Annotated in this window: 28 protein-coding genes and 1 pseudogene; 22 read left to right on the top strand and 7 right to left on the bottom strand. The window is 61.1% G+C overall.

The annotated features are described in order from the left end of the window. Positions 1–65: 65 nt before the first annotated feature. Positions 66–1253: a chromate efflux transporter gene (chrA, locus tag BLR63_RS02645; RefSeq protein WP_042947528.1), complete on the top strand. Its 1188-nt coding sequence runs from the start codon at positions 66–68 to the stop codon at positions 1251–1253. 387 nt (positions 1254–1640) lie between these two features. Further along, on the top strand, positions 1641–1871 hold the full coding sequence (locus BLR63_RS02640) for a DUF6124 family protein (protein ID WP_010567265.1): 231 nt from the start codon (positions 1641–1643) through the stop codon (positions 1869–1871). Positions 1872–2002: 131 nt separating this feature from the next. Here BLR63_RS02640 and BLR63_RS02635 read toward each other — a convergent pair whose 3' ends face one another. The 4 genes from BLR63_RS02635 to BLR63_RS02615 all read right to left on the bottom strand — a co-directional run bounded on the left by BLR63_RS02635 (position 2003) and on the right by BLR63_RS02615 (position 4646). Beyond that, entirely contained in the window at positions 2003–2236 is a 234-nt protein-coding gene (locus tag BLR63_RS02635) for a hypothetical protein (RefSeq protein WP_042947537.1), read from the bottom strand. Positions 2237–2636: 400 nt separating this feature from the next. Continuing rightward, on the bottom strand, positions 2637–3083 hold the full coding sequence (locus tag BLR63_RS02625) for a GNAT family N-acetyltransferase (RefSeq protein WP_010567263.1): 447 nt from the start codon (positions 3081–3083) through the stop codon (positions 2637–2639). 161 nt (positions 3084–3244) lie between these two features. Beyond that, positions 3245–3652 carry a DUF3224 domain-containing protein gene (locus BLR63_RS02620; protein ID WP_010567262.1) on the bottom strand — a complete coding sequence of 136 codons (408 nt, stop codon included), beginning with the start codon at positions 3650–3652 and terminating at the stop codon, positions 3245–3247. A gap of 199 nt (positions 3653–3851) precedes the next feature. After that, positions 3852–4646: an AraC family transcriptional regulator gene (locus BLR63_RS02615; protein WP_010567261.1), complete on the bottom strand. Its 795-nt coding sequence runs from the start codon at positions 4644–4646 to the stop codon at positions 3852–3854. 118 nt (positions 4647–4764) lie between these two features. Between BLR63_RS02615 and BLR63_RS32170 the strand changes: the two are divergent. From BLR63_RS32170 to BLR63_RS02600, 3 genes and pseudogenes are all read left to right on the top strand, one after another. Then, positions 4765–4952 (top strand): annotated as a pseudogene (locus BLR63_RS32170) (DUF1656 domain-containing protein). Positions 4953–4962: 10 nt separating this feature from the next. After that, a complete protein-coding gene (locus BLR63_RS02605; protein WP_010567259.1) occupies positions 4963–5871 on the top strand; it encodes an efflux RND transporter periplasmic adaptor subunit in 909 nt (302 codons plus the stop codon). Continuing rightward, entirely contained in the window at positions 5871–7829 is a 1959-nt protein-coding gene (locus BLR63_RS02600; protein WP_010567258.1) for an FUSC family protein, read from the top strand. Before BLR63_RS02605 ends, BLR63_RS02600 begins: the two co-directional genes overlap by 1 nt. On the opposite strand, the gene BLR63_RS02595 is transcribed toward BLR63_RS02600, so the two are convergent. Continuing rightward, the gene (locus BLR63_RS02595) at positions 7816–8733 is read right to left on the bottom strand and encodes a LysR family transcriptional regulator (RefSeq protein WP_010567257.1); all 918 of its coding nucleotides are present in this window, start codon (positions 8731–8733) and stop codon (positions 7816–7818) included. The two genes, BLR63_RS02600 and BLR63_RS02595, sit on opposite strands and share 14 nt — an antisense overlap. Positions 8734–8870: 137 nt before the next feature. Between BLR63_RS02595 and BLR63_RS02590 the strand changes: the two genes are divergently transcribed. The 6 genes from BLR63_RS02590 to BLR63_RS02565 all read left to right on the top strand — a co-directional run bounded on the left by BLR63_RS02590 (position 8871) and on the right by BLR63_RS02565 (position 13348). Beyond that, positions 8871–9290 (top strand): RidA family protein, encoded by a 420-nt coding sequence (locus BLR63_RS02590; RefSeq protein ID WP_010567256.1) that lies wholly within the window; start codon positions 8871–8873, stop codon positions 9288–9290. 239 nt (positions 9291–9529) lie between these two features. Continuing rightward, the gene (locus BLR63_RS02585; protein WP_010567255.1) at positions 9530–10069 is read left to right on the top strand and encodes a kinase inhibitor; all 540 of its coding nucleotides are present in this window, start codon (positions 9530–9532) and stop codon (positions 10067–10069) included. Between the two features lie 5 nt (positions 10070–10074). After that, the gene (locus BLR63_RS02580; protein ID WP_042947525.1) at positions 10075–10893 is read left to right on the top strand and encodes a helix-turn-helix transcriptional regulator; all 819 of its coding nucleotides are present in this window, start codon (positions 10075–10077) and stop codon (positions 10891–10893) included. A 247-nt stretch (positions 10894–11140) separates the two neighbouring features. Next, positions 11141–11890 (top strand): CPBP family intramembrane glutamic endopeptidase, encoded by a 750-nt coding sequence (locus BLR63_RS02575; RefSeq protein WP_010567253.1) that lies wholly within the window; start codon positions 11141–11143, stop codon positions 11888–11890. 120 nt (positions 11891–12010) lie between these two features. Beyond that, entirely contained in the window at positions 12011–12583 is a 573-nt protein-coding gene (locus tag BLR63_RS02570) for a GNAT family N-acetyltransferase (protein WP_010567252.1), read from the top strand. Positions 12584–12796: 213 nt separating this feature from the next. Then, a complete protein-coding gene (locus BLR63_RS02565; RefSeq protein WP_179130330.1) occupies positions 12797–13348 on the top strand; it encodes a 3-demethoxyubiquinol 3-hydroxylase in 552 nt (183 codons plus the stop codon). Between the two features lie 22 nt (positions 13349–13370). Here BLR63_RS02565 and BLR63_RS02560 read toward each other — a convergent pair whose 3' ends face one another. Both BLR63_RS02560 and BLR63_RS02555 read right to left on the bottom strand, forming a co-directional pair. Next, positions 13371–13763 carry a hypothetical protein gene (locus tag BLR63_RS02560; RefSeq protein WP_010567250.1) on the bottom strand — a complete coding sequence of 131 codons (393 nt, stop codon included), beginning with the start codon at positions 13761–13763 and terminating at the stop codon, positions 13371–13373. Positions 13764–13860: 97 nt separating this feature from the next. Beyond that, the gene (locus BLR63_RS02555) at positions 13861–14217 is read right to left on the bottom strand and encodes a VOC family protein (protein WP_010567249.1); all 357 of its coding nucleotides are present in this window, start codon (positions 14215–14217) and stop codon (positions 13861–13863) included. A gap of 367 nt (positions 14218–14584) precedes the next feature. Between BLR63_RS02555 and BLR63_RS02550 the strand changes: the two genes are divergently transcribed. The 11 genes from BLR63_RS02550 to BLR63_RS02500 all read left to right on the top strand — a co-directional run bounded on the left by BLR63_RS02550 (position 14585) and on the right by BLR63_RS02500 (position 25050). Then, complete coding sequence (locus BLR63_RS02550; RefSeq protein ID WP_010567248.1) at positions 14585–15799, top strand: methyl-accepting chemotaxis protein; 1215 nt, start codon at positions 14585–14587, stop codon at positions 15797–15799. A 9-nt stretch (positions 15800–15808) separates the two neighbouring features. After that, a complete protein-coding gene (locus BLR63_RS02545) occupies positions 15809–16177 on the top strand; it encodes a response regulator (RefSeq protein ID WP_010567247.1) in 369 nt (122 codons plus the stop codon). Between the two features lie 23 nt (positions 16178–16200). Continuing rightward, positions 16201–16488, top strand: a complete 288-nt coding sequence (locus tag BLR63_RS02540; RefSeq protein WP_010567246.1) for an STAS domain-containing protein — start codon at positions 16201–16203, stop codon at positions 16486–16488. A gap of 38 nt (positions 16489–16526) precedes the next feature. Continuing rightward, complete coding sequence (locus tag BLR63_RS02535) at positions 16527–18566, top strand: chemotaxis protein CheA (RefSeq protein WP_010567245.1); 2040 nt, start codon at positions 16527–16529, stop codon at positions 18564–18566. 29 nt (positions 18567–18595) lie between these two features. Beyond that, positions 18596–20254: a methyl-accepting chemotaxis protein gene (locus tag BLR63_RS02530; RefSeq protein WP_010567244.1), complete on the top strand. Its 1659-nt coding sequence runs from the start codon at positions 18596–18598 to the stop codon at positions 20252–20254. Positions 20255–20290: 36 nt separating this feature from the next. After that, positions 20291–20830, top strand: coding sequence for a chemotaxis protein CheW (locus BLR63_RS02525; RefSeq protein ID WP_010567243.1), 540 nt, complete (start codon positions 20291–20293; stop codon positions 20828–20830). 9 nt (positions 20831–20839) lie between these two features. Further along, entirely contained in the window at positions 20840–21649 is an 810-nt protein-coding gene (locus BLR63_RS02520; protein ID WP_010567242.1) for a CheR family methyltransferase, read from the top strand. Continuing rightward, positions 21646–22179: a chemoreceptor glutamine deamidase CheD gene (cheD, locus tag BLR63_RS02515; RefSeq protein WP_010567241.1), complete on the top strand. Its 534-nt coding sequence runs from the start codon at positions 21646–21648 to the stop codon at positions 22177–22179. The genes BLR63_RS02520 and cheD overlap by 4 nt, the downstream gene beginning before the upstream one ends. Then, the gene (locus BLR63_RS02510) at positions 22142–23224 is read left to right on the top strand and encodes a protein-glutamate methylesterase/protein-glutamine glutaminase (protein WP_042947522.1); all 1083 of its coding nucleotides are present in this window, start codon (positions 22142–22144) and stop codon (positions 23222–23224) included. Before cheD ends, BLR63_RS02510 begins: the two co-directional genes overlap by 38 nt. Positions 23225–23314: 90 nt before the next feature. After that, positions 23315–23695, top strand: a complete 381-nt coding sequence (locus BLR63_RS02505) for a cupin domain-containing protein (protein ID WP_010567239.1) — start codon at positions 23315–23317, stop codon at positions 23693–23695. A 95-nt stretch (positions 23696–23790) separates the two neighbouring features. Then, positions 23791–25050 carry a hypothetical protein gene (locus BLR63_RS02500; protein ID WP_010567238.1) on the top strand — a complete coding sequence of 420 codons (1260 nt, stop codon included), beginning with the start codon at positions 23791–23793 and terminating at the stop codon, positions 25048–25050. The last annotated feature ends 61 nt before the right edge of the window (positions 25051–25111 follow it).

Raw genomic sequence — 25111 nt, 5'->3', positions numbered from 1 at the left:
CGACCTCTTCTTCCGGTCATCAAAATTCGCTAAGGTGCCCCACACCTTAGCCCGAGTTCTCCCTCTTGGCCCACTCCTCCACTCGTCCCTGGTCGGTGTTCCTGGTTTTCCTGCGCCTGGGGCTTACTTCCTTCGGCGGCCCGATTGCGCACCTTGGGTATTTTCGCGACGAATTCGTCACCCGGCGGCGTTGGCTGAGCGAGCGCAGTTACGCCGAACTGGTCGCCTTGTGCCAATTCCTTCCCGGCCCGGCCAGCAGTCAGGTCGGCATTGCCCTGGGCTTGTCCCGCGCAGGCTATGGCGGGGCGGTCGCCGCCTGGGTCGGGTTTACGTTGCCGTCGGCCATCGCCTTGATCCTGTTCGCCCTGGGCCTCGCCCACTATGGCGCCGCGATGCCTGCCGGCGCGCTGCATGGGCTTAAAGTCGTCGCCGTGGCCGTGGTGGCCCAGGCCGTGTGGGGCATGGCGCGCAACCTGTGCCGGGGCGTGGCGCGGGTCACGCTGATGCTGATCGCCGCGTGCGTGGTGCTGCTGGAACCGTCCGCCTGGGCCCAGGTGGGGGTGATCGCCGCCGCTGGCGTGGCGGGCCTGCTGCTGTTCAAACCGCCGACGAATACCGAACCCGACACGCTGCCCATCCCCATCAGCCGCCGCACCGGCGCGTTGTGGCTGGGGTTGTTCCTGCTGTTGCTGGTGGGCCTGCCGATCCTGGCCGACGGGTGGCCCAGCCCGACCTTGACCCTGGTGGACGCGTTCTACCGCACCGGCTCCCTGGTGTTCGGCGGCGGCCACGTGGTGCTGCCACTGCTGCAAGCCCAAGTGGTGCCGCCACAGTGGGTGAGCAACGACGTGTTCCTCGCCGGCTATGGCGCCACCCAAGCCGTCCCCGGCCCGCTGTTCACCTTCGCCGCCTTCCTCGGCGCCTCGATGCACCAGGCCCCGAACGGCTGGCTCGGCGGCATGATTGGCCTGCTGGCGATCTTCGCACCGTCGTTCCTGCTGATCTTCGGCGCCCTGCCCTTCTGGGCCAGCCTGCGCCACAGCCCCCACACCCAGGCGGCGCTGGCCGGGGTGAATGCAGGGGTGGTGGGACTGTTGTTAGCGGCGCTGTATCAGCCGGTGTGGACCAGCGCGATTCTGAGCGCCTACGACTTCGCCCTGGCGTTGCTCGCGCTGGTGGCGCTGATGATCTGGAAGCTGCCGCCGTGGCTGGTGGTGATCGGCTGCGGCGTGCTGGGTGGGTTACTCGGCTAACCCCCCACCCTGTAGGAGCGAGCTTGCTCGCGAAAAGACCCAACGCAAACGCAGCGCCCCGGGGCAAAATCCGAATCCCGCCACACACCTTGCTCCATTGCCTACGCCTGCGTCAGAATCCGCCGGCTTGTGCGCTGAGGTGGCCGTCTCTAAGGTGGCTCGGTCGCCGACATCTCGGTGATCGGGTTTAGTAGCCCACGGTTTAACCTAACAAGTGCATAAGTTTCATCTGTCAGACGTTCCTGTCTGTGCTTGATGGTGGCTGTGCGTAGGGCGCCTTCGGGCGCGCCGGTTTTGTTAGGTTCCACCGGTCTACTAACCTGCGTACAGCTACCGCCTTATTGTTTAGTAGCGATCAGGTGGTGGCCTCAAGCAAGGAACTTAACAATGGTTAAAGATTCAGCCCCTCTTTTCACCGTCACCCCCAACGCCAGCACCGAAGCCCTCATCACCAACAGCTACGAAACCTTCAACAGCGTCAGCACCCTGCTGCTCGACCTGTCCGAAGACCTGTCCGGCAAACACCGCGACATCGCCCTGGCCATTCACCAACTGAGCGAACTGGGCGCGCTCCTCACCGCCACACTTCTCGACCGCGAAGCACCCTGCTCCGCTTGACGCCAGCCCCTTCCCGCCAAGCCCATGCGTCGTCGCCCACCTGCGGCAACGACCTTGAACAGGGGAAGTTTCATCCTGAACAGTCAGGCGCCCAGCCTAAAGCCCTGTGCGCCGACCGTCCCGAAAAACGCCTAGCCCTTCAACTCACCCGCCCGATTGCTCGCCGCATCGTCGTAAGCCACATACAGCGACTCGGCAATTTGGCTTTTGATGGCTTTGGTGGACTCCAGGCCCAGCACAAACCCTTCGGCTTTACCGCCAGCGCGGTTGAGTTCTTCAAGAGTGGACGCGCCGGTGATGGCGTCGAGGAGCTTGGCGGCGTGAGGGCCTACGCCCTTGGGAAGGGAGATTTGGTCGATGGACATTGCGATACCTTTGAGAAAAATGATCGGTAGCGCGTGCAACCACTGCCGGTGGCGCATGGTAGACCTGTTCATCGATAAAAGGGCTGTTATCGGCCGATCGCGTTGAAAAAGTCGACCATGGTTTCCGCAGCAGAAAAGTACACGATTGAGATTGAAATCCTGACTTTAAGCAGAGGATTCCGGGCTCAGATTTCGCGTCGCTGCGCGCAAAAAATGTACTTTCAGCAGTCAGTACGAGGGAAGCCTGGAAGGACCGACCGTTTCAACACAATCGGCCCATAGCAGCCAGTCAGCATCTAAGTGTTCGAATTCGGCCGCATGCTCACCGTCGTTACGATAAAAAAGGATCAGATATAAAACTGCTCTTTTTCACGCTTACGCTGAACACTACTTCCGGCAATCAAGACAGCCGCTTCTCCATCGGTTGATAGACCAGCCCGGCGAACTCGCCTATTTCCCCGGCCAGGACGAATCCGTAGCTTTCGTAGAATGGCACCGAAGACAACGATGCCCTGACCGTTACCGTCTCATCCCTGGCCTGCTCCAGCGCTGCATTCATCAGGCGCATGCCGATGCCCCGACGCTGCCAGCCCGGCGCGACGAACAGCATCGCCACGTGGCGCCCTTCCTTGAACTCGATCAGGCCCGTTATCGTCGCATCCGCGACACAGACCAGCATCAGGTTGTCGCCCTCCATACGCTCGGCAAACGCCTGCGCCGCTGCCACCTTGGCGAAGGTTTCCACACCCTGCGCAGACAGCGAGGGGGCAACCGCCAGCATGAACGCATCCAGGCACAGGGCACTAACGCGGGGCAAGTCATCGTGGGTCAGTTTGCATATCTGCATGGTAGTCGTCCGTGACGGGAATAAAGGGATTGGCTTATTTCTGCACTCAAAACGTCCGGTCCTGGACGATCCTGTACAAGCGTCCGGCAAAGCCTCGGTAAGCACCTAGCGAAGACACCTCCCTGATGCGTCAGGGGCGGTGCCCTCTATGGCTGATTAAATTATGCAAGATGGTAATTCAACCAAATATGGTGCGTTCCATCGACGTCAATTGTGATCCCTCCTGACCCTGATATCCCTTTCAAACCATCCGTACCACTGCCTCCAACTATGCAGAAAAACTCATCTGCACGATCAACTCCGGTCGTGGAGGCGGAATGAATGAAGTTAAAGGAACCCTCTACCCCATTCACCGAACCCTTGAAGCTCTCCATCGCAATGTAGCTGCCCGTTCTTGACGCTTGGTCGAACGCCGCAGTAAAGGCTGTTGAAGAAATACCATCGATAGCTCCTGTATAGGACTTTTCCATGGTGCTGATCGACACTGGTAAGCCTGTTGTAATTTCGGGCGTGGGAGTCAGGCCAGTCGGTTTGAAATTCTTGGAGGAAAAAGTGGCTCGCGCTTCCATTCGGATCAGTCCTGTTCCATATGAGTTGGGCGGTCATTCTAATGCAAGAGCCCCCTCACGTTGAGAACGTCAGACCAAGACCCAATGTTGTGGCAGCAGTTGGTCGATCTTGCTCGCTCGCTGCGTCAGCACATCTTTGAGAGACGCCTAAGGATCATGCCCATTCATGCAAGCCGACCCTGGCCGGAGAATCCCCCGACTAACGAGTAGCAGTACTACGGATATATCGCGCCGGCGATGAGCCCAGTGTCTTGCGAAACATACTGATGAACGAACTGACCGACTCGTACCCGAGTGCTTCGGCGGTTCGTTGCACGGATTCGCCCTCGGCCAGGCTCTGCAATGCCACGATGATTTGCCATTGCTTGCGCCATTGGCCGAATGTCAGCCCGGTTTCGCTTTTGACCAGGCGTGCCAGGGACCGCTCGCTCATGGCGACCTGGCGTGCCCACTGGGCCATGGTGCAACGATTTGACGGGTCTTGGGCCAGGCCTCGCGCGATGAAACGCAACTGCGGTGTGGCGGGAAGCGGCAGGTATAACTGTTCCGAGGGGGCCAGTTCCAATTGTTCGAGGAGCACGCTCGCCAAGCGCGCATTGGCAGACGCCGGCGGATAGTCCTGGGCTTGGGTGCTCAGGTGCAGGATCAACTCCAGGACCAGCGGTGAAAGCACCAGCGTGCAGCATTTGTGCGGTAACGCAGCCGCACCGGGCTCTATAAACAGATAGCCGATCTTGCCGTTGGCGGTAACCCGGTTGCTGTGGGCAATACCGCCCGGAATCCACACGCCGAATCCCGATGGCACCATCCACACGCCATCCTCTACGGTGCAGACGATGCCGCCGTGATAAGCCACTACCAGTTGACCTTTGCGGTGCGTGTGGACAGGGAATTCAGTGTCGTTTCGCTGGCTCCCCAGCATCAACGCCACTGCGGGTTGGTCGAAACTGTCCAGTTCGAATTGATCAACCGCATAGAGATTTGTCTCGTCCATGCCGCCCAACCTCAATTGTCCGAATTTGATTATATCTTGGCAGCATACTCAATATCGGCAAAAGCTTGCAGCCCCTACCATCGTCATCAAGGCCATTGCCGACTGCGAGATTCAACCGATGCTGAGCGAAATCACGATTGCCCATCTCTACATCCCCCCTTCTTGCTCTACCTGGGTATCACCGCTCTGGTTTACGCGCTGCTGGAGCGGATCATACGGCGCTGGCTGGACTGGACTTGGCACCCGAGCATGGCGCGTTTCTTTGTGTCGTTGATCGTTCTCTCGATCCTCGTCCTGAAGTTTTAAGGAGGGCGCGATGACGATCAAACACATCCTCAAGACCCTCGTAACCGTTGTGCTCGGCTTGACGGCGCTGCTGCTCTGTACGCAGTTGTGGCGCGCCTATGAGCTGGCCCCCTGGACGCGGGACGGGCGTGTCAGCGCGCAAGTCATCCGTATTGCACCTGAGGTGTCCGGCCAGGTTGAACGACTGCTCGTTGGGGACAACCAGTGGGTCGCCAAGGGCGCGTTGCTGTATCAGATCGACCGGCGCGCCTATCTGCTGGCCCAGCGACAGCGAACGGCCGAGCTTGCCGAGGCGCGTAGTGTCTTCGAGCAACGCAGCTCACAGCTCAACCGCCGCAAGCAACTCGGCGATGCCATTGCGCGGGAGGAAACCGACAACGCGGCCCGCGACCTGATGGTGGCCAGGGCGCGTCTGGACGCGGCCCAGAGCCAGTTGGCCCACTCGCAGTTGGATCTGGAGCGCACGACCGTTCGTTCGCCGGTCGACGGGTATGTGACCCAACTGCGGCTTCAGCCCGGTGACTACGCTGCGGCGGGCGATACCAATATTTTTGTGGTCGATAGCCATAGCTTCTGGGTCACCGGTTACTTTGAAGAGACCAAGCTGCCCGGTGTTCGAGTGGGGGCTACGGCGTCCATCAAGCTGATGGGCTTTTCACCGCTGCTCGAAGGGCATGTGGCGAGCATCGGCAGAGGTATTGCCGATGGTAATGAGCTGCGCAGTAACAGTGGCTTGCCTCAAGTGGCGCCAACGTTCAGCTGGATACGCCTGGCCCAGCGTGTGCCGGTTCGGATTGAGTTGGACAAGGTGCCGGCAGGCGTTGAACTGGCGGCGGGGATGACCGCGAGTATCGAGGTCGTCGAGGCGGAAGCTGCAACCCGCTGGCGGCTGACGCAGTGGCTCCAGGAGTTCATGTGATGGCCGTTGCATTGCGAATGCTGGGGGCGCTGCCTGGCTCTTGGTCGCCCGACGTATCGGGTTATGTATTGCGCAGTCTTGCCGCTGCCACATTGGCCCTGTGGCTGGGGTTCCAATTGCACCTGGAGGCGCCGTTCTCGGGAGCTTCGACCGTGTTGTTGCTGATCCATCCGCTACAGGGTGCGGTGGTCGGCAAGGGGTTCAATCGGGTATTGGGAACCATGGTGGGTTTGCTCGCCGCCTTGCTCCTGACCGGCCTGTTCGCGCAAAAAATGCTGCTGTTCATCCTCGGGGTCGGGGTGTGGCTGGGCCTCTGTGTCGGCGCAATGACCGTGCTTCGGCACTACCAGGCAACGGCGGCAGTTGTCGCGGGCTACACCGTTTGCCTTGCCCTGGGCCCCGCCATTGTTGCCCCGCAGCAAGGTTTCGAGCATATCGTGGCGCGGGGCACGGCGGTGGTCCTTGGGGTGCTGAGCCTGAGTCTTGTGGCGACGCTGTTCAGCCGCAAAACCGTCGAGGACAAACTAAACAAAGCGCTTAAGGACGTCTCTGCCCGCACCATGCGGTTGCTGGCCTTGCGATTTGAGGGGACACACAGCGCGCAACCGGCGCTAGCGCAAGACACGCTCGCCATCGATGTGAGTAAGGTGGACGAGCTTCTCGGGATCGGCCGAGGTGAGTCCCAGCGGGTCCGCTCCAGGCTTGCGTCCCTGCAGGCAGGGCTTGCGTATTTGCATGCGGTGATCCTGGACGAGTCACCGGTCAATCGCGGTGGCTTGCCTGCCCTCGATCGAATTGGCGCGCAGTTGCAACAGTTGGCCGACGCACAGCCCGGTTTTTCTGCGGCGGCTGATCGTGTCCGGGAGATGCAGCACAGCTTCGCCCACGATCATGAAAACAGTAAAAGCCAGCAACGCTTGAGTGAACAATTGGCAGACCTGTCCAGCGCCTTGCTGAGCTTTGCCTGCCTTGAGCGCGCGCCCCAAACAGCGGCCCGCGCCGTCGATTTTCACCGCCATTACGGCGATGCGCTGCGTAACGGGTTACGCGCCCTGGTGGCCACGCTTGCAACCGCTGCGGTCTGGTACCTGAGCGCCTGGGACCAAGGGCCAACGTTATTGGCGGTGTTAGGCCCCTGCTGCACTTTGCTGGCCACCAGCGCGGCGCCCGCTCAAGGCATTGCGCGCTTCTTCACGGGAACGCTCTACGGAATACTGGCGGCCGCGGCGTGCAAGTTTCTGGTGTTGCCCTACATCAGCGGGTTCGGGTTGCTGACGGTCGTATTGATCGCATTTTGGGGCGTCGGGATTCATGCCACCACCCGGCCACGTCACGCCTTGCAAGGCATTGCCTACCTGATCGGCTTTAACACGCTCGTCAGCACCGGCGGCACCGCCCAATACGATTTCAGCGACTTCGCCAATCAAGCGTTCGCCTGGCTGGTCGCGCTTGCTATCTGCCTGTTGGCCTTCCAGCTACTGCCGGGAAAATCCGCCAGCCACGTACACGTCTTGACCAATGCGTTGCACAGGGACACACGACGATTGCTCCGTCACGGGCGACGCATGGACCTGCTCAAATGGCAGGCCAGGCAACAGCACCGTTTGGTCGCCTTGCAGGCACTTTTGGGCGCTGGTCACCCACAGGCTGGCCAGGCCGGTTCTGTGTCCCTTCAATTGAGTCGCCGGTTGCTGACTGTGCAACGCAAAACACGCGAGCTGGAACCCGACTCAGCGATCGCCAAGTGTGCGCAACGGGGGGATCGGCGAATTTCAAGGTATGCCTTCAACCCAGCGATCAGCGCGGCTCAGGCACGTCGAACGTCGAGATCGTTGATGCGGCTGGGTGCTCACGACCTGGCCGCTTGCTACGAGGATTTAGCCGGGCTGCTCGACACGTACTCACGCATTACAAACGCGGATACACGAGCCGGTCAGCCCGCTCCTATCGCCCACTGACAGGCGCATGCACTGCCATCAACTCAGCCACCCATTCGATAAACACACGCAACTTGAGACTGATATGCCGGTTTGGCGGAAAGGCTACGTAAAGCGGCATCGGGTCGAGGCTCCAGTCCTCGAACAAGGGCACTAATTCCCCCCGGTCCACAAAGGCTTGCGACATGTAGGTGGGCAGCCACAGTACCCCAAGACCCGCCAGGCCGGCGGCGAGGTAGGCATTGCCGTCATCGACCGCCAAGGCGTAGCGGCCTTTGATCTGGAGACTTTCCAGATGCTTGCGCATGGCATAGGGCACGGGTTTGCCGGTGCGGGCCCACAGGAAGCCGACGATACGATGGTGAGAGTTTTCCAGGTCCTGTGGGTGTACGGGCGTGCCCACGCGTGCCAGGTAGCTCGGCGCGGCAAACACGCCGAGTGGAAGATCGCCTACCCGGCGCGCCATCAGGGATTGGTCGGTGAGTTCGCCGCCGCGCACGACGCAATCTACGTTCTCATCGATCATGTCGACGATACGGTCGCTGACGCCCATATCTATCTGGATGTCCGGGTACCGGGCATAAAACGCAGGCAATGCGGGCACGAGGATCATGCTGGCCAGCGGGCTTGGCACATCCACGCGCAGGCGGCCCCTGGGCAGCGTCGCCGCGCTGGACAGGCTGGTCTCGGCATCGTCCATGTCGGCCAGCAGCTGTAACACGCGCTCGTAATACACCGCACCGTCGGCCGTGACGTTGACTTTGCGCGTGGTGCGGTTAAGCAATTTGACCCGCAGGCGCGCTTCCAACTGCTGCACCAGTTGGGTCACGGTGGTCTTGCTCATGTGCAGGGTATCGGCGGCCTTGGTGAAGCTGCCGGCTTCCACCACGCGAGCAAATGCCTGCATTGCATCAAAACGGTCCATTACGGCCTCCGCGCTCGATTGTTTGGGTTTCACAAACAGTGCTGGCTAAGGTTGCTGGTTTATCGCCTTGGCACAAGCCCCTAGAGTCTGCCCATCGTTAATTGCGGGTCAATTTCGACCCTTTGATGGAGGCATCCATGACGCAGCGTAATGTGGTTTTTCCGCCTGGACGTCAGACGCTGTACGAGCGCAATCGCTATTCACCGGCCATCAAGTCCAATGGCTTTTTATTTGTGTCTGGGCAGGTCGGCAGCCATGAAGACGGCTCGCCCGAACCCGATCTGGAGGATCAGGTCCGTCTGGCGTTCAACAACCTGAATGCGATCCTGGGTGCTGCCGGTTGCACCTTTGACGATGTGATTGACGTGACGGTGTTTATCGTTGATCCCGAATCCAAGTTCGAAACGATCTGGAAGGTGATACCGGAGTTCTGGGGCAACGCGCCCCACCCGACGCTGACAGGCGTAGGGGTTACGTGGCTGTATGGGTACCAGTTTGAGATCAAGGTGATTGCCAAGCTTCCAGACGCGGACATGCACTTGAGCAAGTCCGACTAGGCGCAGGCATGTCGCTATAGTCGACCCTATCGTCCGGCGCATATCCCGGTGCTTGCATCCAGTACGCTGCGGTAGCGGCGCTTTACCTCCCGGTAGAGTGAAGAATGCCCCATCCACAGATTCAATCGTTCGGTTGAGCAATAGAGCATTTCGGCACTGTTATCGAGCATTTCGGCACAGTAACCACTCTTTGCTCAACCTAGACTCGAGTTTCCCTTTAAAACTCAGATGGAGTCGCGATGAAAATCAGATTAATCCTGCCAGCACTTTCCATGGCCGTAACATTCACTGCATACGCTGCCGATTTCTCGCTCACCAGCCGGGATATTGCTGACAATCGCCCGCTGACCAGTCGCGAAGTGTTCCAGGGCTTCGGTTGCGAAGGCGGCAACACTTCTCCTGAGCTTTCCTGGATAAACGCCCCGGCAGGGACTAAAAGCTTTGCGATCACCGTTTACGATCCCGATGCACCAACCGGTAGCGGTTGGTGGCATTGGACGGTGTTTAACCTGCCGGCTTCCACCAATCACTTGCCAAGAGGAGTGGGGGCGAACCTGCCTGTCGGTGCAGTACAAGGGCGAACCGATTATGGTCAGCCAGGATTTGGCGGAGTTTGCCCACCTGTAGGAGATAAACCCCATCGCTATCAATTCACCGTGTGGGCATTGAAAGTCGATAAGCTACCGCTCGACAACCAGGCCAGTGGAGCCTTGGTAGGTTATATGCTCAATGCCAACGCTTTGGCCAAAGCGACCATTACTTCAACTTACGGACGTTAAGAACGATGCGCCCTTGTGACGGCATACAGCACCGGGAAAACATCATCGATGCATGTGTCATACGGGCGCGACACCCCCTGACATTGCCAAGGACGCCGGTGTTCGTGAGCACCTTGTGTCGAGTGCGACAGGGGGAAAAACTGGTGCAATGGGACGACCGCGAGATGCGCGCAGGGCCTAATCAGCTGATTCTGATGCCGGCCGGGCGCGAGCTTGGTATCTCCAACTTCCCAGGCCCTCACGGTCACTACATCGCCGATGCGGTGACCTTTCCCGTGTCGACATTGCGTAATTTCAGCACCCGCTATAGCCAGCAGATCATGAGCTGTCGCGGGGTACTGAAAACCGACCTATGCGTTCCTCTGGACAGGCACACGACACAGGCATGGGAGCAGTTGTTGGCCGCCATCAATGGGAACGCCCCGCAGGCACTATGCACACATTATGGGGAAGCGGTTCTTCTGAGCCTGTGCCTCGGCGGCCAGATCGGTCCTCTGCTGATGGGGCGCAACGATCCTCTGTGTGAACGTGTGCAGCAACTGGTAATGGCCAGCCCGGAGAGAGACTGGACAGTTGCGAGCATTGCACAACACATGAACCTGGGTGAGTCGACATTGCGTCGCCAACTGGCGAAAGAGGGTAATAGTTTCAGGAACATCTTGGAGGGCGTTCGACTGTCGACAGCATTACTACGGTTGCAAACAACTTCTCGCCCGATCGGAGAAATTGCCGCCGCCTGCGGTTACGCCTCGGCCTCGCGTTTTGCCGTGCGCTTTCGCTCACACTATGGCCTGTCACCACGTGAATTGCGGGCGGCGATTTGAGCATTTCCGTAAAGTCTTCGCCGATTCCCGCGTTCAAACATATTGCGATGGATAGCACTGGGGGAGCCGGGATGTTCGGCACACTGATCAAACGCATCGACAAAGGCAACAGCACTTGGCCACGTTCCCTTATGACCTCGGCGGCCCATGGGAGCCAGACATCAAGGTTGCCCGATGCGGCCAATTATCCGGTCACAGCCGTTAATGACTGGGCTCAACATGGACTTCAAGCCTCGCGGACAGCCAAATGATCGCAGACGGACTTTCGCTACTCATCGACTATGCCACCTACCTGCTTCCTGGCCTTGGCCTCTGCGCCCTCTGGTTCTGTCTGACACCGAAGACACAGCCGGGTTTGCGCATCGTTATCCTACTGTTTGGCTTCGTCCTGATGCGCGACGTGATGACCCCACTGCGCTTATGGTCCCTGAGTGGCGACGCGCAGATCAGCTTTATTTCGAATCCGTTTGTCTTGGCCACACTGGGCGCCCTGTCGCTGGCTGTCGTCGCCGCGCTGGCAAGGACCGCTCCAGAACTGTGGAAACTCATAATCTGGAGTCGCGGCAATCGGGCTGTCGGGCTCGCTCTGGGCATCGCAGCCGGGTTGGCCATCGGCGTTCCGCTGCGCCTTTATCAAGGCCTCGATATTGCCGAGATCGCCGGTTATTGGCCTTGGTGGCTGAGCATGGCCGTGCTGGCTTTTGGCGGTAATGCGCTGGAAGAGGTGCTGTTTCGCGGCATCCTGCAAGGTCACCTCGAACACCACACCTCTGCGCTGCGAGCGGCCCTGATCAGCGCTGTCGCCTTCGCCGCCTGCCATTCATTCCTGGCGCTCACCGTCACCCGGATTGGCTGGCCGATTTTATTGTTCACCCTGGTGGAGGGCCTGGCCTGTTCTTTCATCCGCATGCGCTACGGGGTAAACGCCGCCATCGCCGCACACGGGACTGCAATATTAGTCATTGCCACGCCCATGGGATTGGTGACAGGCGGGTAGCGCCGTCGGCACGGTGCAGAGTGCCCCATCCACAGGCTCGCCAGCCTAATGAAACCAGGCCTGATATTCTCCAAAATCGCTTTATGCCAACGCCCCACCGCTCGCAAAGGATTCTCCACTATGGAAAGTAGCCCCACGCTCATCACTAGCCGCCTCATCCTCACCCCCCTTCAACTGAGCGATGCCGCAGATATTCAACGACTGTTCCCCCACTGGGAAATAGTGCGTTTTCTCGACATCAATGTGCCTTGGCCCTACCCGCCCGACGGCGCTCTGACTTACGTTCGCGACCGCGCCCTCCCCGCCATTGCCGCCGGGCGCGAATGGCATTGGATGATTCGCATGGCTGACGATCCGAGCAACAGCATTGGCAGCATTTGCCTGTATGACCAGCCTGGCAACAACCGTGGTTTCTGGCTGGCGCCTCAATGGCAGGGCAAGGGTTACATAGGTGAAGCCTGTGAGGTCATCAACGCCTATTGGTTCGAAACACTGGGGCGCGCGGTCATGCAAGTGCCCAAGGCAGCGGGCAACCAGGCTTCGCGCAAAGTGTCGGAACGTGAAGGCATGCGGCTGGTTGATACGCAGCAAGGCCACTTTGTCAGCGGCTCATTGTTGAAGGAAATCTGGGAAATGACACAGGAGCAATGGCTGAAGAGAAAAGCTAATCTCCAGTCCCGCCGGCTGGATTGAAATCGCACGGATTTCTTCATGGACCATATTGATTGCGCTTTCTGACACAGGACTCAGCCATCACCAATCGAGAAGTCATAAGCAGCCATTTTAAAAGTGAAAATGGCTTGCTCCCTGATCTCGCGCTTTTTTCAGATCCTTGCATATCCACCCAGCGCTACAGCACGATACCGCGCAAGGACAGGTCCGACTCCCGGCCCCCTCGACCAAGGCATGGCAACTGTGTATTCACCCGATCTCCTGGCTGATGGAAAAGACCTCGGCAACCGCATGATGAAGGTTGACCATGCCGGCGAGCATGGCGCGATTTGCATCTACAGCGGGCAGTTGTTTATGGCGCGGCTTTTCGTACCGGGCATGGTGGAGGAGCTCAAGGAGTTTCTCTCTCACGAGCGCCGTCATCGCTCCGTCTTTCAGGCAGAGCTGCAACGTCGCGGGTATCGCCGCTGCCGGAGTTACTGGTTGTGTGGCGTTGGTGGTCTGGCGCTGGGGCTGATCACCGGCCTCTGTGGTCGCAAGGCCATTGTGGCGACTACCGTTGCGGTTGAGCGTGTGGTGCTCAAGCACCTGGCCCATCAACTTCACGTATTGGGCGATATCGATCCGCATGCGGTGGCAGCCATTGATTCGATTGTGGCGGAGGAGCAGCACCACCATGACCACTCAGCCGCGCAGATCGATGTAAGCGACCCATGGTTCAGAACACTGACGCCGATGGTGACGGCGTGGACTGAAGCCGTGATCTGGATGGGCATGCGCTCTTGAAAAACAGGTGTATCAACCCCGTTCACTGCCGCTGTGGAAGCTCAGCCTCACGGCTTTCGGCGGGTGAAACGTCTGGGTTCGCGCGCTCGGCGTCTTCACGCAATTGCTTTTCTCTCGCTTCGTCCTGAGCTTTACGCGCAGCTTCTTCTCGCTCCTGCGCCTGGCGTCGGCTCCACTCTTCGAGGTCCTTCGCCTGCTGTCGATTGCGCTCTTCAAGCTGACGCATTTGCTCTCGCGCCTGACGTGCCTGTTCGTCGGCGCGTTGCTGGGCTTCCTGGCGCATTTGATCCATGTTCGAGTGCCTGAGGCGCTCGATGTCCTGAGCGGTGGCGGCGAATGAAACAGGTACGACGGCCATCATCGTTGCGGCAATCAAAGAGCAGGTAAACAGGCTGTAAATCCTATTGCTGGACATCAAGACGTTCCAAATCAGTTAGTTAAGCTTTGCGCACATTGTGTTGAGGCGCTTCACACAAAGGCATGACCCGCGAGGCGGTTACCCGTCCCCGACCTCATGGCGCGTCCGACCACACCGCGAGCTCATAACCGTCTGGGTCGATGAAATGGAACCGACGCCCGCCGGGAAACGAGAAAACCTCACGACTGATCGTCGCGCCCGCAGCCTTGAGCCTGAGCGCTGTGCTCTCCAGGTCTTGCGCATAGAGGATGATCAACGGCCCGCCCGTGCGTACCGGCTCGCCTGTGGTGAATCCACCGGTCATACGACCGTCGCTGAACTCACTGTAAGTGGGGCCGTAATCGATGAACGTCCAGTCAAATACACTGCCGTAAAAGGCCTTGCTTCGGGCGATATCGACGACATTGAACTCGATATTGTCGATCTGACGGTCTCTTCCTTGAATGCCCATTGAGGTGTCCTTGGCTGATTGGGAGCGTGCGAGTTTAGGATATTCGACCATGCTTGTGTGCATGGGCTATCGGTTCATAGGGACATATCAATGGGTGATATCCCTACATTTGAACGAATTTGCCTCAGTCAATTGTGGTTTAAACGGACGTACCAGGTGCCAGTCAAACCACGCAATCTATTCCAAGACCGGCCCGCAAGTATGATAGCATTGCGCCACTACCCGAATCAGGCCAACCGCCATCCCGATCGGTAACCTGCCGGTCACAAATCAGACGGAAGGCAAACGGCATGCCTAAAGTCGCTAACCACAGCGCCGATACCATCTTTATCGTTTACCTACGCAACAACGTTCAAGGACCGAACTCATGACTTCGCGCCCATCCAACCCGCTTCCCCTCACCGGTCATCCGCGTTTTCGCTGGTTCGCGCTCATCCCGGTCGTGCCTGCCGTTGCGTGGATACTGCTGCAATCAACCTCCCCGGCCAATCTGGCGGTCTGCGCGGGACTGGTGCTGGTCGGCCTGGGTGCCTGCGCCTGGAGCGCGGGTTCCCAGCGTGACGCGGTGCAGCGTGCGGCCGCACGGGCGCTGGCGGATCAGTCGGACGCCGACGTGGCGCAGCACCGCATGGCCGCGCGGGCACAGCTAGATGAGGTGCTACTGGGCGCCATGCCGATCTGGGCCAAGCAGGTGGAAAGTTCGCGCCAGCAGACCGAAGAAGCGATTGTGAGCCTGGCCAACCGTTTCACCGGGATCTCCGCGCGCTTGCAGGAAACCGTACAAGCCTCGCAACACGCTGCCGGCGAACTGGATGGGCAGGCCGCCGACGGCGCACTCAAGGTGCTGGCCCGCAGCGACAGTGAACTGAGCCAGGTGATCGACTCGCTCAAGGCCACCCAAACCAGCCGCGACCAGACCCTGGTGCAAGTACGCAGCCTCACCGCCTATACCGGCGAACTGCGCACCATGGCCGCCGACGTCGCGGCGATTGCCGCGCAGACCAACCTGCTGGCGCTCAACGCAGCCATCGAGGCGGCGCGTGCCGGTGAAGCCGGTCGCGGCTTCGCGGTGGTGGCCGACGCGGTGCGCAGCCTGTCGAGCAAGTCCAGCGAAACCGGCCAGCAGATGTCGGCCAAGGTCGACATCATCAATAACGCCATCACCCAACTGGTACAGGCCGCCTCCAGCAGCGCCGACCAGGACAGCAACTCGGTGGCCGCCTCCGAAAACAGTATTCAAACGGTGCTCGAACGCTTTCAGAACATCACCGGGCGCCTGGCCGAATCCGCCGACCTGCTCAAACAGGAAAGCTATGGCATTCGCGATGAGATGACCGAAGTGCTGGTCAACCTGCAATTCCAGGATCGGGTCAGCCAGATCCTCAGCCACGTGCGCGACAACATGCACGCCCTGCATGACCACCTCTTGCAGGCCCGCCAGGCGCCGGACCAGGCAGTGACCGTCGACGCCCGGCAATGGCTGGCGCAGATGGAGGCCACCTACGCCACCGAAGAGCAACGGCGCACCCACCATGGCGAGGCGGCCGTGCAGCAGAATTCTCAAGACATCACCTTCTTTTAGGAGCACATCATGGCGAAGAACGTATTAGTGGTCGACGACTCCAGCAGCGTGCGGCAAGTGGTCGGCATTGCCCTGAAGAGCGCCGGTTATGACGTGATCGAGGCCGTCGACGGCAAAGATGCCCTGAGCAAGCTCACCGGGCAGAAAGTGCACCTGATCATCAGCGACGTGAACATGCCCAACATGGACGGCATCACCTTCGTCAAGGAGGTCAAGAAGCTGGCCAACTACAAGTTCACGCCGATCATCATGCTGACCACCGAGTCCCAGGAATCGAAGAAAGCCGAAGGCCAGGCCGCGGGCGCCAAGGCCTGGGTGGTCAAGCCGTTCCAACCGGCGCAGATGCTGGCGGCGGTGTCCAAGCTGATCCTGCCCTGACACCCGCCACCAAGGAGCTCGCCATGCCGATCACCCTCGACACCTTCGACGGCACCACCCACGTGAGTATCGACGGCGAACTGACCATCTACACCGTGGCCGAACTGGCCGCCACTCTGTTGCCACACGTGGGGGCGGCGCCGCGCCTGGCACTGGACCTGTCGCAGATCACGGAAATCGACGGCGCCGGCGTGCAATGGCTCGCGGTCATCCGGCGTGAAGCCGCCAGCAGCGGCACGACGGTGAGCCTGGCCGCGCAAAGCCAGGCGGTCGCGCAAACGTTGCAATTGTGTGGCGACGCGATTTTTTAGCGCGCCCCACCTCCGTTCAACGCACAAGGAATGTCCAGGTGAGCATTAATCTCGATCAGGCACAGCAGACTTTTATCGTCGAAGCGCGCGAACTGTTGCAAGCCATGGAGCAATCCCTGTTGCAACTGGAGAGCGAGCCGGGCGATGAGGATGCCATTGGCGCGGTGTTTCGCGCCGCGCACACCATCAAGGGCTCCGCCGGGTTGTTCGGCCTGGCGTCGATCGTGAGTTTCACCCATATCGTCGAAGACGTGCTCGACCGCCTGCGCGATGGCCACGTGGCGGTGGATGCCGCACTGATCGCGGTGCTGCTGCAGTCCGGCGATCATATGCTCGAGCTGATCGAGGTGGTCGCCAGCCGCGGCGAGGCACTGCCGTCCGCGGCGCTGGAGCGCGAAGCCGCCTTGCGCGAGGCGCTGGGGGCCTATCAAGAAGCACCGTTGCCCAGCGCCGACATCGACACCGTGGCGATGGACGACGACGTACCGACCGAAGTGCTCTGGCACCTGTCCCTGCGCTTTGGTGCGGACGTGTTCCGCAATGGCATGGACCCGCTGTCGTTCCTGCGCTACCTGGAAACCCTGGGCCAGTTGCTGCACGTCACTACCCTCACCGATAGCATCCCGGCCGTAGACGGCTGGGACCCGGAAAGCTGCTACCTGGGCTTCGAGATCGACCTGCGCTCCAGCGCCAGCCATGCCGCCCTCAACGAAGTCTTCGACTTTGTGCGCGATGACTGTGAAGTCCAGATCAGCGTCGTCGATGAACCAAGCGACAACAGCACCGCCGTCGACAGCGAAGAGGTCGCCGAGGTCGAGCAAGGCCCCACGACAGCGGTGCAGCCACGCGCGGCGGCGAGCGGCGACGCAAAACTGCGGGACGGCAACTATGTGCGGGTCAATGCCGACAAGCTTGACGAGCTGATCAACCTGGTCGGCGAGCTGGTCATCGCCAGCGCGGGCGCGAGCCTGCTGGCCCGCTCCTGCAACAACGATCCGCTGCAGGAAGCCACCTCGACGGTATCGGGGCTGGTCGAAGAGATTCTCGATGGCGCCCTGCACCTGCGCATGATCCCCATCGGCGACACCTTCAACCGCTTCCGCCGCGTGGTGCGCGATGTCAGCCAGGAACTGGGCAAGGACATCGACCTGATCATCAACGGCGCGGAAACCGAACTGGACAAAACGGTGGTCGAGAAAATCGGCGACCCGCTGATGCATCTGCTGCGCAACGCCATGGATCACGGCATCGAAAGCGCCGACGCCCGGCGCGCGGCGGGCAAGCCGACCAAAGGCCACCTGAGCCTGAATGCGTACCACGACTCGGGCAGCATCGTCCTCGAAATCGCCGACGACGGCGCCGGGCTCAACCGCGAACGCATCCTGGCCAAAGCCCAGGAACGCGGGCTGGTGGCCAGCGGCGCGGCGCTCACCGACCAAGAGATCTACAACCTGATCTTCGAGCCGGGGTTCTCCACCGCCGAAGCGGTCACCAACCTGTCCGGGCGCGGCGTCGGCATGGACGTGGTCAAGCGCAACATCACCCTGCTGCGCGGCACCGTAGACCTGGACAGCCGTCCCGGCGAGGGCACCGTGGTGCGCATACGCCTGCCGCTGACCCTGGCGATCATCAACGGGTTCCTGGTGGGCATCGATCATTGCACCTACGTGATTCCCCTGGACATGGTCCAGGAATGCATCGAGCTGGACGAACGCCAGCGTCAGTCCAGCCGCGAACAGGGCTACCTGGACCTGCGCGGCGAGGTGCTGCCGCTGGTGGACCTGCGCGATCACTTCAGCCACGAAGGCCCGCCCGCCCGACGCCAGAATGTGGTGGTGGTGCGTTACGCCGAGCACAAGGCCGGGCTGGTGGTGGATGACCTGCTCGGCGAGTTCCAGACCGTGATCAAACCCCTGGGCAAGTTGTTCGGCGCGCTGCGCGGCATCAGCGGCTCGACCATCTTGGGCAGCGGCGCGGTAGCCCTGATCCTGGATATACCGGCACTGCTCAACCAAATCGTACAACTGGAAGCCCGCACGCCCCAGGCGCCTCAGTCGCCACCGGTCGTCGCTCGCTGACGTTTTTGCAATTCCATGGAGGTTCCCCGATGAAATGGTTCTACGATCTTAAGATTTCCACCAAGCTGATCAGCTCATTCCTGGTGGTCCTGGCGCTCACCGCCGCCATGGGTGGCTTCGCCATCGTCCAGCTCGGAGCCGTCAACCAGGCGGCCCAGGACATCCGGGGCAACTGGATGCCCTCCATGCGCGCAGCGGCCGCCATGCGGTTCTTCGCGGCCAACTATCGCTTGAAAGAAAACCGCCACGTCGGCACCGAGATCGTCGAGGGAAAAGCCCTGGCCGAGCGTGAAGCCGCCGACGCACGCCAGCAGTTCGAAGCCCGCATGGGTACCTATGAGCAGTTGTTGTCCAACGAAGAAGATCGTCAACTCCTGGCCAGCGTGAAAAGCGCCTGGGCCTCGTACCTGGCGACCAGCAAGCAGTTGCTCGACCTGTCCCGGCAGAACCAGGAAGCCCAGGCGCGCGGCTTGCTCACCGGTGAGTCCAAGGACCATTTCGATCAAGTGACCGACCGCCTGCAAAAGATGGTCGAGCTCAATGACGCCGGGGCGACCATCGCCGGTGACAAAGGCTCGACACTGTACGAAAGCGCACGCCTGTCGATCATCGCAGCGCTGATCACCGCCCTGCTGATCGGCCTGGGCCTGGCGATGTTCATCGCGCGGATCATCTCCCGTCCGCTGAGGCAAGCCGCGAGCGCCGCCGAGCAATTGGCCGAAGGCAACCTCAACGCCCACATCGAACCGGGTGCACAAGACGAAACCGGCATGGTGCTCAACGCCATGCGCAACATGGTCGGCAAGCTGGCGCATATCATCGGCGAAGTGCGCAACGCCGCCGATAACCTGGCCAGCGCCTCCGAGCAAGTCAGCGCCACCGCGCAGTCGATGAGCCAGGCCACCAGCGAACAAGCGGCCAGCGTCGAGGAAACCAGTGCATCGGTCGAACAGATGAGCGCCAGCATCAACCAGAACACCGAAAACGCCAAGGTCACCGATGGCATGGCCAGCAAGGCCGCCAAGGAAGCCACCGAGGGCGGCGAATCGGTGCAACAGACCGTGGTGGCGATGAAGAAAATCGCCCAGCGCATCAGCATCATCGATGACATCGCCTACCAGACCAATCTGCTCGCCCTCAACGCCGCCATCGAGGCCGCTCGGGCCGGCGAGCACGGCAAAGGGTTCGCGGTGGTGGCCGCCGAAGTGCGCAAGCTGGCCGAACGCAGTCAGGTCGCGGCCCAGGAAATCGGTGAACTGTCCTCCAGCAGCGTGGACATGGCGGAAAAAGCCGGCAAGCTGCTCGACGAAATGGTGCCGTCGATCAACAAGACCTCCGATCTGGTGCAGGAAATCAGCGCCGCGTCCGAAGAACAGGCCGCCGGTGTGGCGCAGATCAACACCGCGATGACCCAGCTCAACCAGGTGACCCAGCAGAACGCCTCGAGCAGCGAGGAACTGGCGGCCACGGCCGAAGAAATGAGCAGCCAGGCCGAGCAACTGCAACAGGCCATGAGCTTCTTCGTGCTGGATTCAACCCCCAAGGCCGCGGTGCACAGCAGCAGCGTGGACGGCCCCGGCAGCAAGCCTGGCCATCAGCTGCAACGCCCCAAACAGCAGGCACCGCGCAAGGCCTTCGCCTACAGCATGGCCAGCGCCCCGGACGAATCGGAATTCACCCGCTTCTGATCGCCAGTATCGACGTGGGCTTACAGGGAGAATGACATGGGCGCAGTGACAAAGACTCGACAGGCCGCCGTTGCGGTGGACGAGGATGCGCAATACCTGACCTTCATGCTCGGCGGCGAAATGTTCGCCATCGGCATTCTGGGGATCAAGGAAATTATCGAATACGGCAGCCTGACCGTGGTGCCGATGATGCCCGCCTTCGTGCGCGGGGTGATCAACCTGCGCGGTGCGGTGGTGCCGGTGGTCGACCTGTCGGCGCGCTTTGGCCGCGCCAACTCGGCGATCACCCGGCGCTCCTGCGTGGTCATCATCGAAGCGAGCACCGACGATGGCCAGCCCCAGGACATCGGGCTGCTGGTCGACACGGTGTCTGCGGTGCAGGAGATCGCCGCCGCGCAGATCGAACCGCCGCCCAACTTCGGCGCGCGGATTCGCGCCGATTTCATCAGCGGCATGGCCAAGGTCGACGGCAAGTTCGTGATCGTGCTGGCGGTGGACAAGGTGCTGTCCATCGATGAGATGTCCAGCCTCGCCGAGGCTGGCCAGGCGCCGAGCCTCGACGTCGACCCGCGTTGAGCCCCGGCCATGTCAGACACTGTCTCCATCGATGATCGTGAATTCGGTCAGTTCCAGACCTGGCTGTACCGCGCGGCGGGCATCAGCCTGTCGCCGGCCAAGAAAGCCCTGGTGGCCGGGCGCCTGTTCAAGCGCCTCAAGCACTACGAGCTGCACAGCTATGGCGAGTATTTCAAGCTGATCATGAGTGACCCGCGCAAGAGCGAGTTGCAGGTCGCCCTGGATTTGCTGACCACCAACGAAACCTATTTTTTCCGCGAGCCCAAGCACTTCGACTTCCTGCGTCAGCACGTACTGCCCAAGGCCGCGCCGGGCAAGTTGTTTCGCGTATGGAGCGCGGCCAGTTCCTCCGGCGAAGAACCCTACAGCCTGGCGATGACCCTGGCCGAGAGCCTGGGCACGACGCCCTGGGAAATCGTCGGCTCGGACATCAGCAGCCAAGTGCTGGCCAAGGCGCGCACCGGCCATTACGCCATGGAACGCACCGAGACACTGCCCCGACCGCTGCTGACCAAGTATTGCCTCAAGGGCATCGGCCGCCAGGAAGGTACGTTTCTGATCGACAAGGCCTTGCGTGACCGCGTCAATTTTGTCCAGGTCAACCTCAACGAAGCGCTGCCCGCCCTTGGCGAGTTCGAGGTGATCTTCCTGCGCAACGTGATGATCTATTTCGACCAGCCGACCAAGATCCAAGTGGTCGCGCGCCTGCTGCCGCTGCTCAAACCTGGCGGGCACCTGATCATCAGCCACTCGGAAAGCCTGCACGGCGTCAATGACACCTTGAAGCTGGTAGCGCCGTCGATCTACCGCAAGCCATGAAAAAGCCTGTCGGTACGACCGAAGTGGTATTGGCGCCCGGCCAGGTGTGCTTTGCGACGCGGCCAACGCGCTTGCGCACCTTGCTCGGTTCCTGCGTGGCGATCACGTTCTGGCACCCGCAACGGCTGATCGGCGGCATGTGCCACTTCATGCTGCCGGGGCGCTTGCGCAACGATCAGCCGCTGGACGGCCGGTATGCCGATGAGGCCCTGGAACTGCTGCTGCGCCACGCCCACGTCAACGGCACACAAGCACGGGATTACCACGTCAAGCTGTTCGGCGGCGGCAAGATGTTCCCCGAGCGCCAGCGCCTGGTGTCGACGCAGGACGTGGCCAGCCTGAATATCCGCGCCGCCCTGGCCCTCGTCGAGCGCCATCACCTGAACCTGACGGCCCAGGACATGGGCAGTACCGGTTACCGCACGATCATGTTCGACCTGTGGAACGGCGACGTCTGGGTCCGGCATCAACCAATGGGAACACCTCAAAAAAATGCCTACCAAAAAAATCAGTGTGCTGTTGGTCGATGACTCGGCCGTGGTGCGCCAGGTACTGCTGGCGATTCTCAGCGACACCCCGGACATCCACGTCATGGGCGCCGCCTCCGACCCGATTTTCGCCATGGACAAACTCGCCCGGGAATGGCCGGACGTGATCGTGCTGGACGTGGAAATGCCGCGCATGGACGGCATCACCTTTCTCAAGAAAATCATGAGCGAGCGACCGACGCCCGTGGTGATCTGTTCCTCGCTGACCCAGAAAGGCGCGGAAACCTCCCTGCAAGCGCTGTCGGCCGGCGCGGTGGACATCATCGCCAAGCCCACGACCGGCTTGAAGCATTTCCTCATCGAGTCGGCGGCCGAGCTGGTCGCGGCGATCCGCGCCGCCGCGAACTCCAACGTCAAGAACCTCGGCAAGCGCAGCGCAAGGCCGGCGCCACCACCGGCCCCGGCCAGCAAGCTCACCGCGGATGCGATCCTGCCCGCCGCCAATGGCCATGCCATGGCACAGACCACCGAACGCATCGTCGCCATCGGCACCTCCACCGGCGGCACCCAGGCGCTGGAGGCGGTGCTGACGGCACTGCCGAGGGTGTGCCCCGGCATGGTGATCGTGCAGCACATGCCCGAGAAATTCACCGCATCCTTTGCCGAGCGCCTCAACAGCGTGTGCCAGATCGAGGTGCGCGAAGCGCGCAACAACGACCGCATCCTGCCTGGCCTGGCGCTGATCGCCCCTGGTGGCAAGCACCTGATGGTCACCCGCAGCGGCGCCTACTATCACGCCCAAGTGATCGACGGGCCGCTGGTCAACCGGCATCGGCCTTCGGTGGATGTGCTGTTTCGCTCGGTGGCCAAGTTCGCCGGCAAGAACGCCACCGGCATCATCATGACCGGCATGGGCGACGACGGCGCGCGCGGCCTCAAGGAGATGCTCGACGCCGGCGCCGCCACGGTGGCCCAGGACGAAGCCAGCTGCGTGGTGTTCGGCATGCCCAAGGAGGCCATCAAGCTCAACGCCGCCCAGCGCATCATGGCGCTGGAGGATATTCATCAGGCGATTCTGTACAAGTGAAGGTCAGCGCCCAACGTGCAGGATCGTACAAGCCAGGCCCCCCCCCTGGCGTCGATAGTCTGGCCCCTCTCACCCACCAGAGGATTCGTCATGACTTCGTCACCGTACCCGGCAGCCCCGATCAACCTTGCGCACAAAGCCGCGCTTATCGACGAACAGTGGAGCCCGCGGGTCGTCGCCGAAATGAACGACTACCAGTTCAAGGTGGTGCGCATCGAGGGTGAATTCATCTGGCACTCGCACCCGGAAACCGACGAGGCGTTTCTGGTGCTGGAAGGCACGCTGCGGATCGATCTGCCAGACGGTCCCGTGTATGTGGCGCCGGGGGAACTGTATGTGGTCCCGCATGGAATCGAGCACCGGACGGCTGCCGAAGGTGAAGCCAGGCTGATGATGATCGAACCCCGGGGCATTTTGAACACCGGCCATGAGGGTGGGGACCGTACCGCCGTGAATGACCGGTGGATCTGAATGACCGGCGCTGACGATGGTTGATCAGCGCTAGAGCCCGGCCCCCAATCTCTGGATAATGCCGGGCTCCCGCCACGATACGGAAATTCAGTGCAATGAAGTTGCCCGCCGCCGCCCTCGTCCTTTCCTCAGCCTTGCTCCTGCCTTCACTGGCCCACGCCGACGACGCGGCCCTGGTCGATACGCTCAAGGCCTTTACCCGTTGCGATGCGAGTTTCTTCAGCAGCCTGAACACCTACCGCGACGCGTGGAAGGCCTACGCGCCGCTCAAGCAGGACAAGGACTTTGCCTGGATCGCGGTGCCGGATCGCGCCAGCCGCAACGGCAACTCGGTGCCGGTCAGCGCGCCGCCGATCGCCGGTTTGAAGTTGGTGTCCTACGCCGACGAGGTCACCGACCTGGGCGAGTTGGGGCTCTACTATTACTGGAGCTTTATCGTGCAGGGTGGTATCGACGACGTCGCCCAACACCTCACCCCACTGCTGGAACAACCCGCACTGCTGCACAAAGGCGATGGGGAATACACCCGCAGCGAACTCAAGGTCGGCGACCACTGGCAAGCGATCAAACCCCAGCCGGGCAAGGCACCGGGCACGCGGCACGTGGAGCGCGTGCTGATCGTGGAACCGGAAGGCAAACAGGGCACGCAATCGCGTGTCAGCTGTTCGGTGCAGGGCGGTGTGGACGCGGCGCTGCTGGCGCTGTTGCGTCCGGACATCGCGCCGGTCGATTACCCGCGCACCGTGGTGGAGCCGAGCATCAACGATGTCGAGGTGCCCGCAGGCGTACTCCAACACCTCGACGCCCCGCTGCTGCAACCCAAGTTCAAGACCCTGACCTACACCTATCGGGCCAAAAAGGGCGACGGCAGCCCGGACAGCCCGACGTCCGTGACCCTCAGCGCCGACGGTGGCCTGCTGAACAAGAACGAGGTCTACAACAGCACCTTCCACGTGGAGCGCCAGACCAAGGCGGACCTGATCCAATTGAAGTCGAAGATGAATGGCATCGGCGATGGCCGTGTGCTGCAAACCCGTGAGGTGGAACTCAACCTGCCGACGAGCTGGACACCGGGCCAGACCTTGAGCGCGCGACTGCGCATGGCGAACATGCCGGAGAAACCGAACGACAGGCCCGTCCAGACCACCATGACCTGCAAGATCGGCGAGCGCTTCCCGGCCAAGCAGGTGTTCGCTTCGCTCACAGGCGATGCGATCAAGCTGGAATGCGACCAGGGCGACTACCAGACCTCGCGCGCATTTATCGAGGACCTGGGGGTCGCGCTGACGCTGGAGTCGACGTCGAGCCAGACTCACTATGTGAATGAATTTACGGCGCTGGATGTGGTGCGCTGATCGGAGGCTTTATCGGGGTTGCCGGTGAGTGCTTCACCGGCAGTCAACGCCCGATTCCGCG

It is taken from the genome of Pseudomonas extremaustralis, from assembly GCF_900102035.1.
GTDB lineage: Bacteria > Pseudomonadota > Gammaproteobacteria > Pseudomonadales > Pseudomonadaceae > Aquipseudomonas > Aquipseudomonas extremaustralis.
Note: the sequence above shows the minus strand (reverse complement) of the source record. Positions and strands in the feature narration are given on the sequence as shown.

Bases quoted from the DNA above. Each gene is read 5' to 3' on its own strand.
- BLR63_RS02640 (WP_010567265.1), top strand. From the start codon at position 1,641: ATGGTTAAAGATTCAGCCCCTCTTTTCACCGTCACCCCCAACGCCAGC.
- BLR63_RS02635 (WP_042947537.1), bottom strand. From the start codon at position 2,236: ATGTCCATCGACCAAATCTCCCTTCCCAAGGGCGTAGGCCCTCACGCC.
- BLR63_RS02625 (WP_010567263.1), bottom strand. From the start codon at position 3,083: ATGCAGATATGCAAACTGACCCACGATGACTTGCCCCGCGTTAGTGCC.
- BLR63_RS02620 (WP_010567262.1), bottom strand. From the start codon at position 3,652: ATGGAAGCGCGAGCCACTTTTTCCTCCAAGAATTTCAAACCGACTGGC.
- BLR63_RS02615 (WP_010567261.1), bottom strand. From the start codon at position 4,646: ATGGACGAGACAAATCTCTATGCGGTTGATCAATTCGAACTGGACAGT.
- BLR63_RS02605 (WP_010567259.1), top strand. From the start codon at position 4,963: ATGACGATCAAACACATCCTCAAGACCCTCGTAACCGTTGTGCTCGGC.
- BLR63_RS02600 (WP_010567258.1), top strand. From the start codon at position 5,871: ATGGCCGTTGCATTGCGAATGCTGGGGGCGCTGCCTGGCTCTTGGTCG.
- BLR63_RS02595 (WP_010567257.1), bottom strand. From the start codon at position 8,733: ATGGACCGTTTTGATGCAATGCAGGCATTTGCTCGCGTGGTGGAAGCC.
- BLR63_RS02590 (WP_010567256.1), top strand. From the start codon at position 8,871: ATGACGCAGCGTAATGTGGTTTTTCCGCCTGGACGTCAGACGCTGTAC.
- BLR63_RS02585 (WP_010567255.1), top strand. From the start codon at position 9,530: ATGAAAATCAGATTAATCCTGCCAGCACTTTCCATGGCCGTAACATTC.
- BLR63_RS02580 (WP_042947525.1), top strand. From the start codon at position 10,075: ATGCGCCCTTGTGACGGCATACAGCACCGGGAAAACATCATCGATGCA.
- BLR63_RS02575 (WP_010567253.1), top strand. From the start codon at position 11,141: ATGATCGCAGACGGACTTTCGCTACTCATCGACTATGCCACCTACCTG.
- BLR63_RS02570 (WP_010567252.1), top strand. From the start codon at position 12,011: ATGGAAAGTAGCCCCACGCTCATCACTAGCCGCCTCATCCTCACCCCC.
- BLR63_RS02565 (WP_179130330.1), top strand. From the start codon at position 12,797: ATGGCAACTGTGTATTCACCCGATCTCCTGGCTGATGGAAAAGACCTC.
- BLR63_RS02560 (WP_010567250.1), bottom strand. From the start codon at position 13,763: ATGTCCAGCAATAGGATTTACAGCCTGTTTACCTGCTCTTTGATTGCC.
- BLR63_RS02555 (WP_010567249.1), bottom strand. From the start codon at position 14,217: ATGGGCATTCAAGGAAGAGACCGTCAGATCGACAATATCGAGTTCAAT.
- BLR63_RS02550 (WP_010567248.1), top strand. From the start codon at position 14,585: ATGACTTCGCGCCCATCCAACCCGCTTCCCCTCACCGGTCATCCGCGT.
- BLR63_RS02545 (WP_010567247.1), top strand. From the start codon at position 15,809: ATGGCGAAGAACGTATTAGTGGTCGACGACTCCAGCAGCGTGCGGCAA.
- BLR63_RS02540 (WP_010567246.1), top strand. From the start codon at position 16,201: ATGCCGATCACCCTCGACACCTTCGACGGCACCACCCACGTGAGTATC.
- BLR63_RS02530 (WP_010567244.1), top strand. From the start codon at position 18,596: ATGAAATGGTTCTACGATCTTAAGATTTCCACCAAGCTGATCAGCTCA.
- BLR63_RS02525 (WP_010567243.1), top strand. From the start codon at position 20,291: ATGGGCGCAGTGACAAAGACTCGACAGGCCGCCGTTGCGGTGGACGAG.
- BLR63_RS02520 (WP_010567242.1), top strand. From the start codon at position 20,840: ATGTCAGACACTGTCTCCATCGATGATCGTGAATTCGGTCAGTTCCAG.
- cheD (WP_010567241.1), top strand. From the start codon at position 21,646: ATGAAAAAGCCTGTCGGTACGACCGAAGTGGTATTGGCGCCCGGCCAG.
- BLR63_RS02510 (WP_042947522.1), top strand. From the start codon at position 22,142: ATGCCTACCAAAAAAATCAGTGTGCTGTTGGTCGATGACTCGGCCGTG.
- BLR63_RS02505 (WP_010567239.1), top strand. From the start codon at position 23,315: ATGACTTCGTCACCGTACCCGGCAGCCCCGATCAACCTTGCGCACAAA.
- BLR63_RS02500 (WP_010567238.1), top strand. From the start codon at position 23,791: ATGAAGTTGCCCGCCGCCGCCCTCGTCCTTTCCTCAGCCTTGCTCCTG.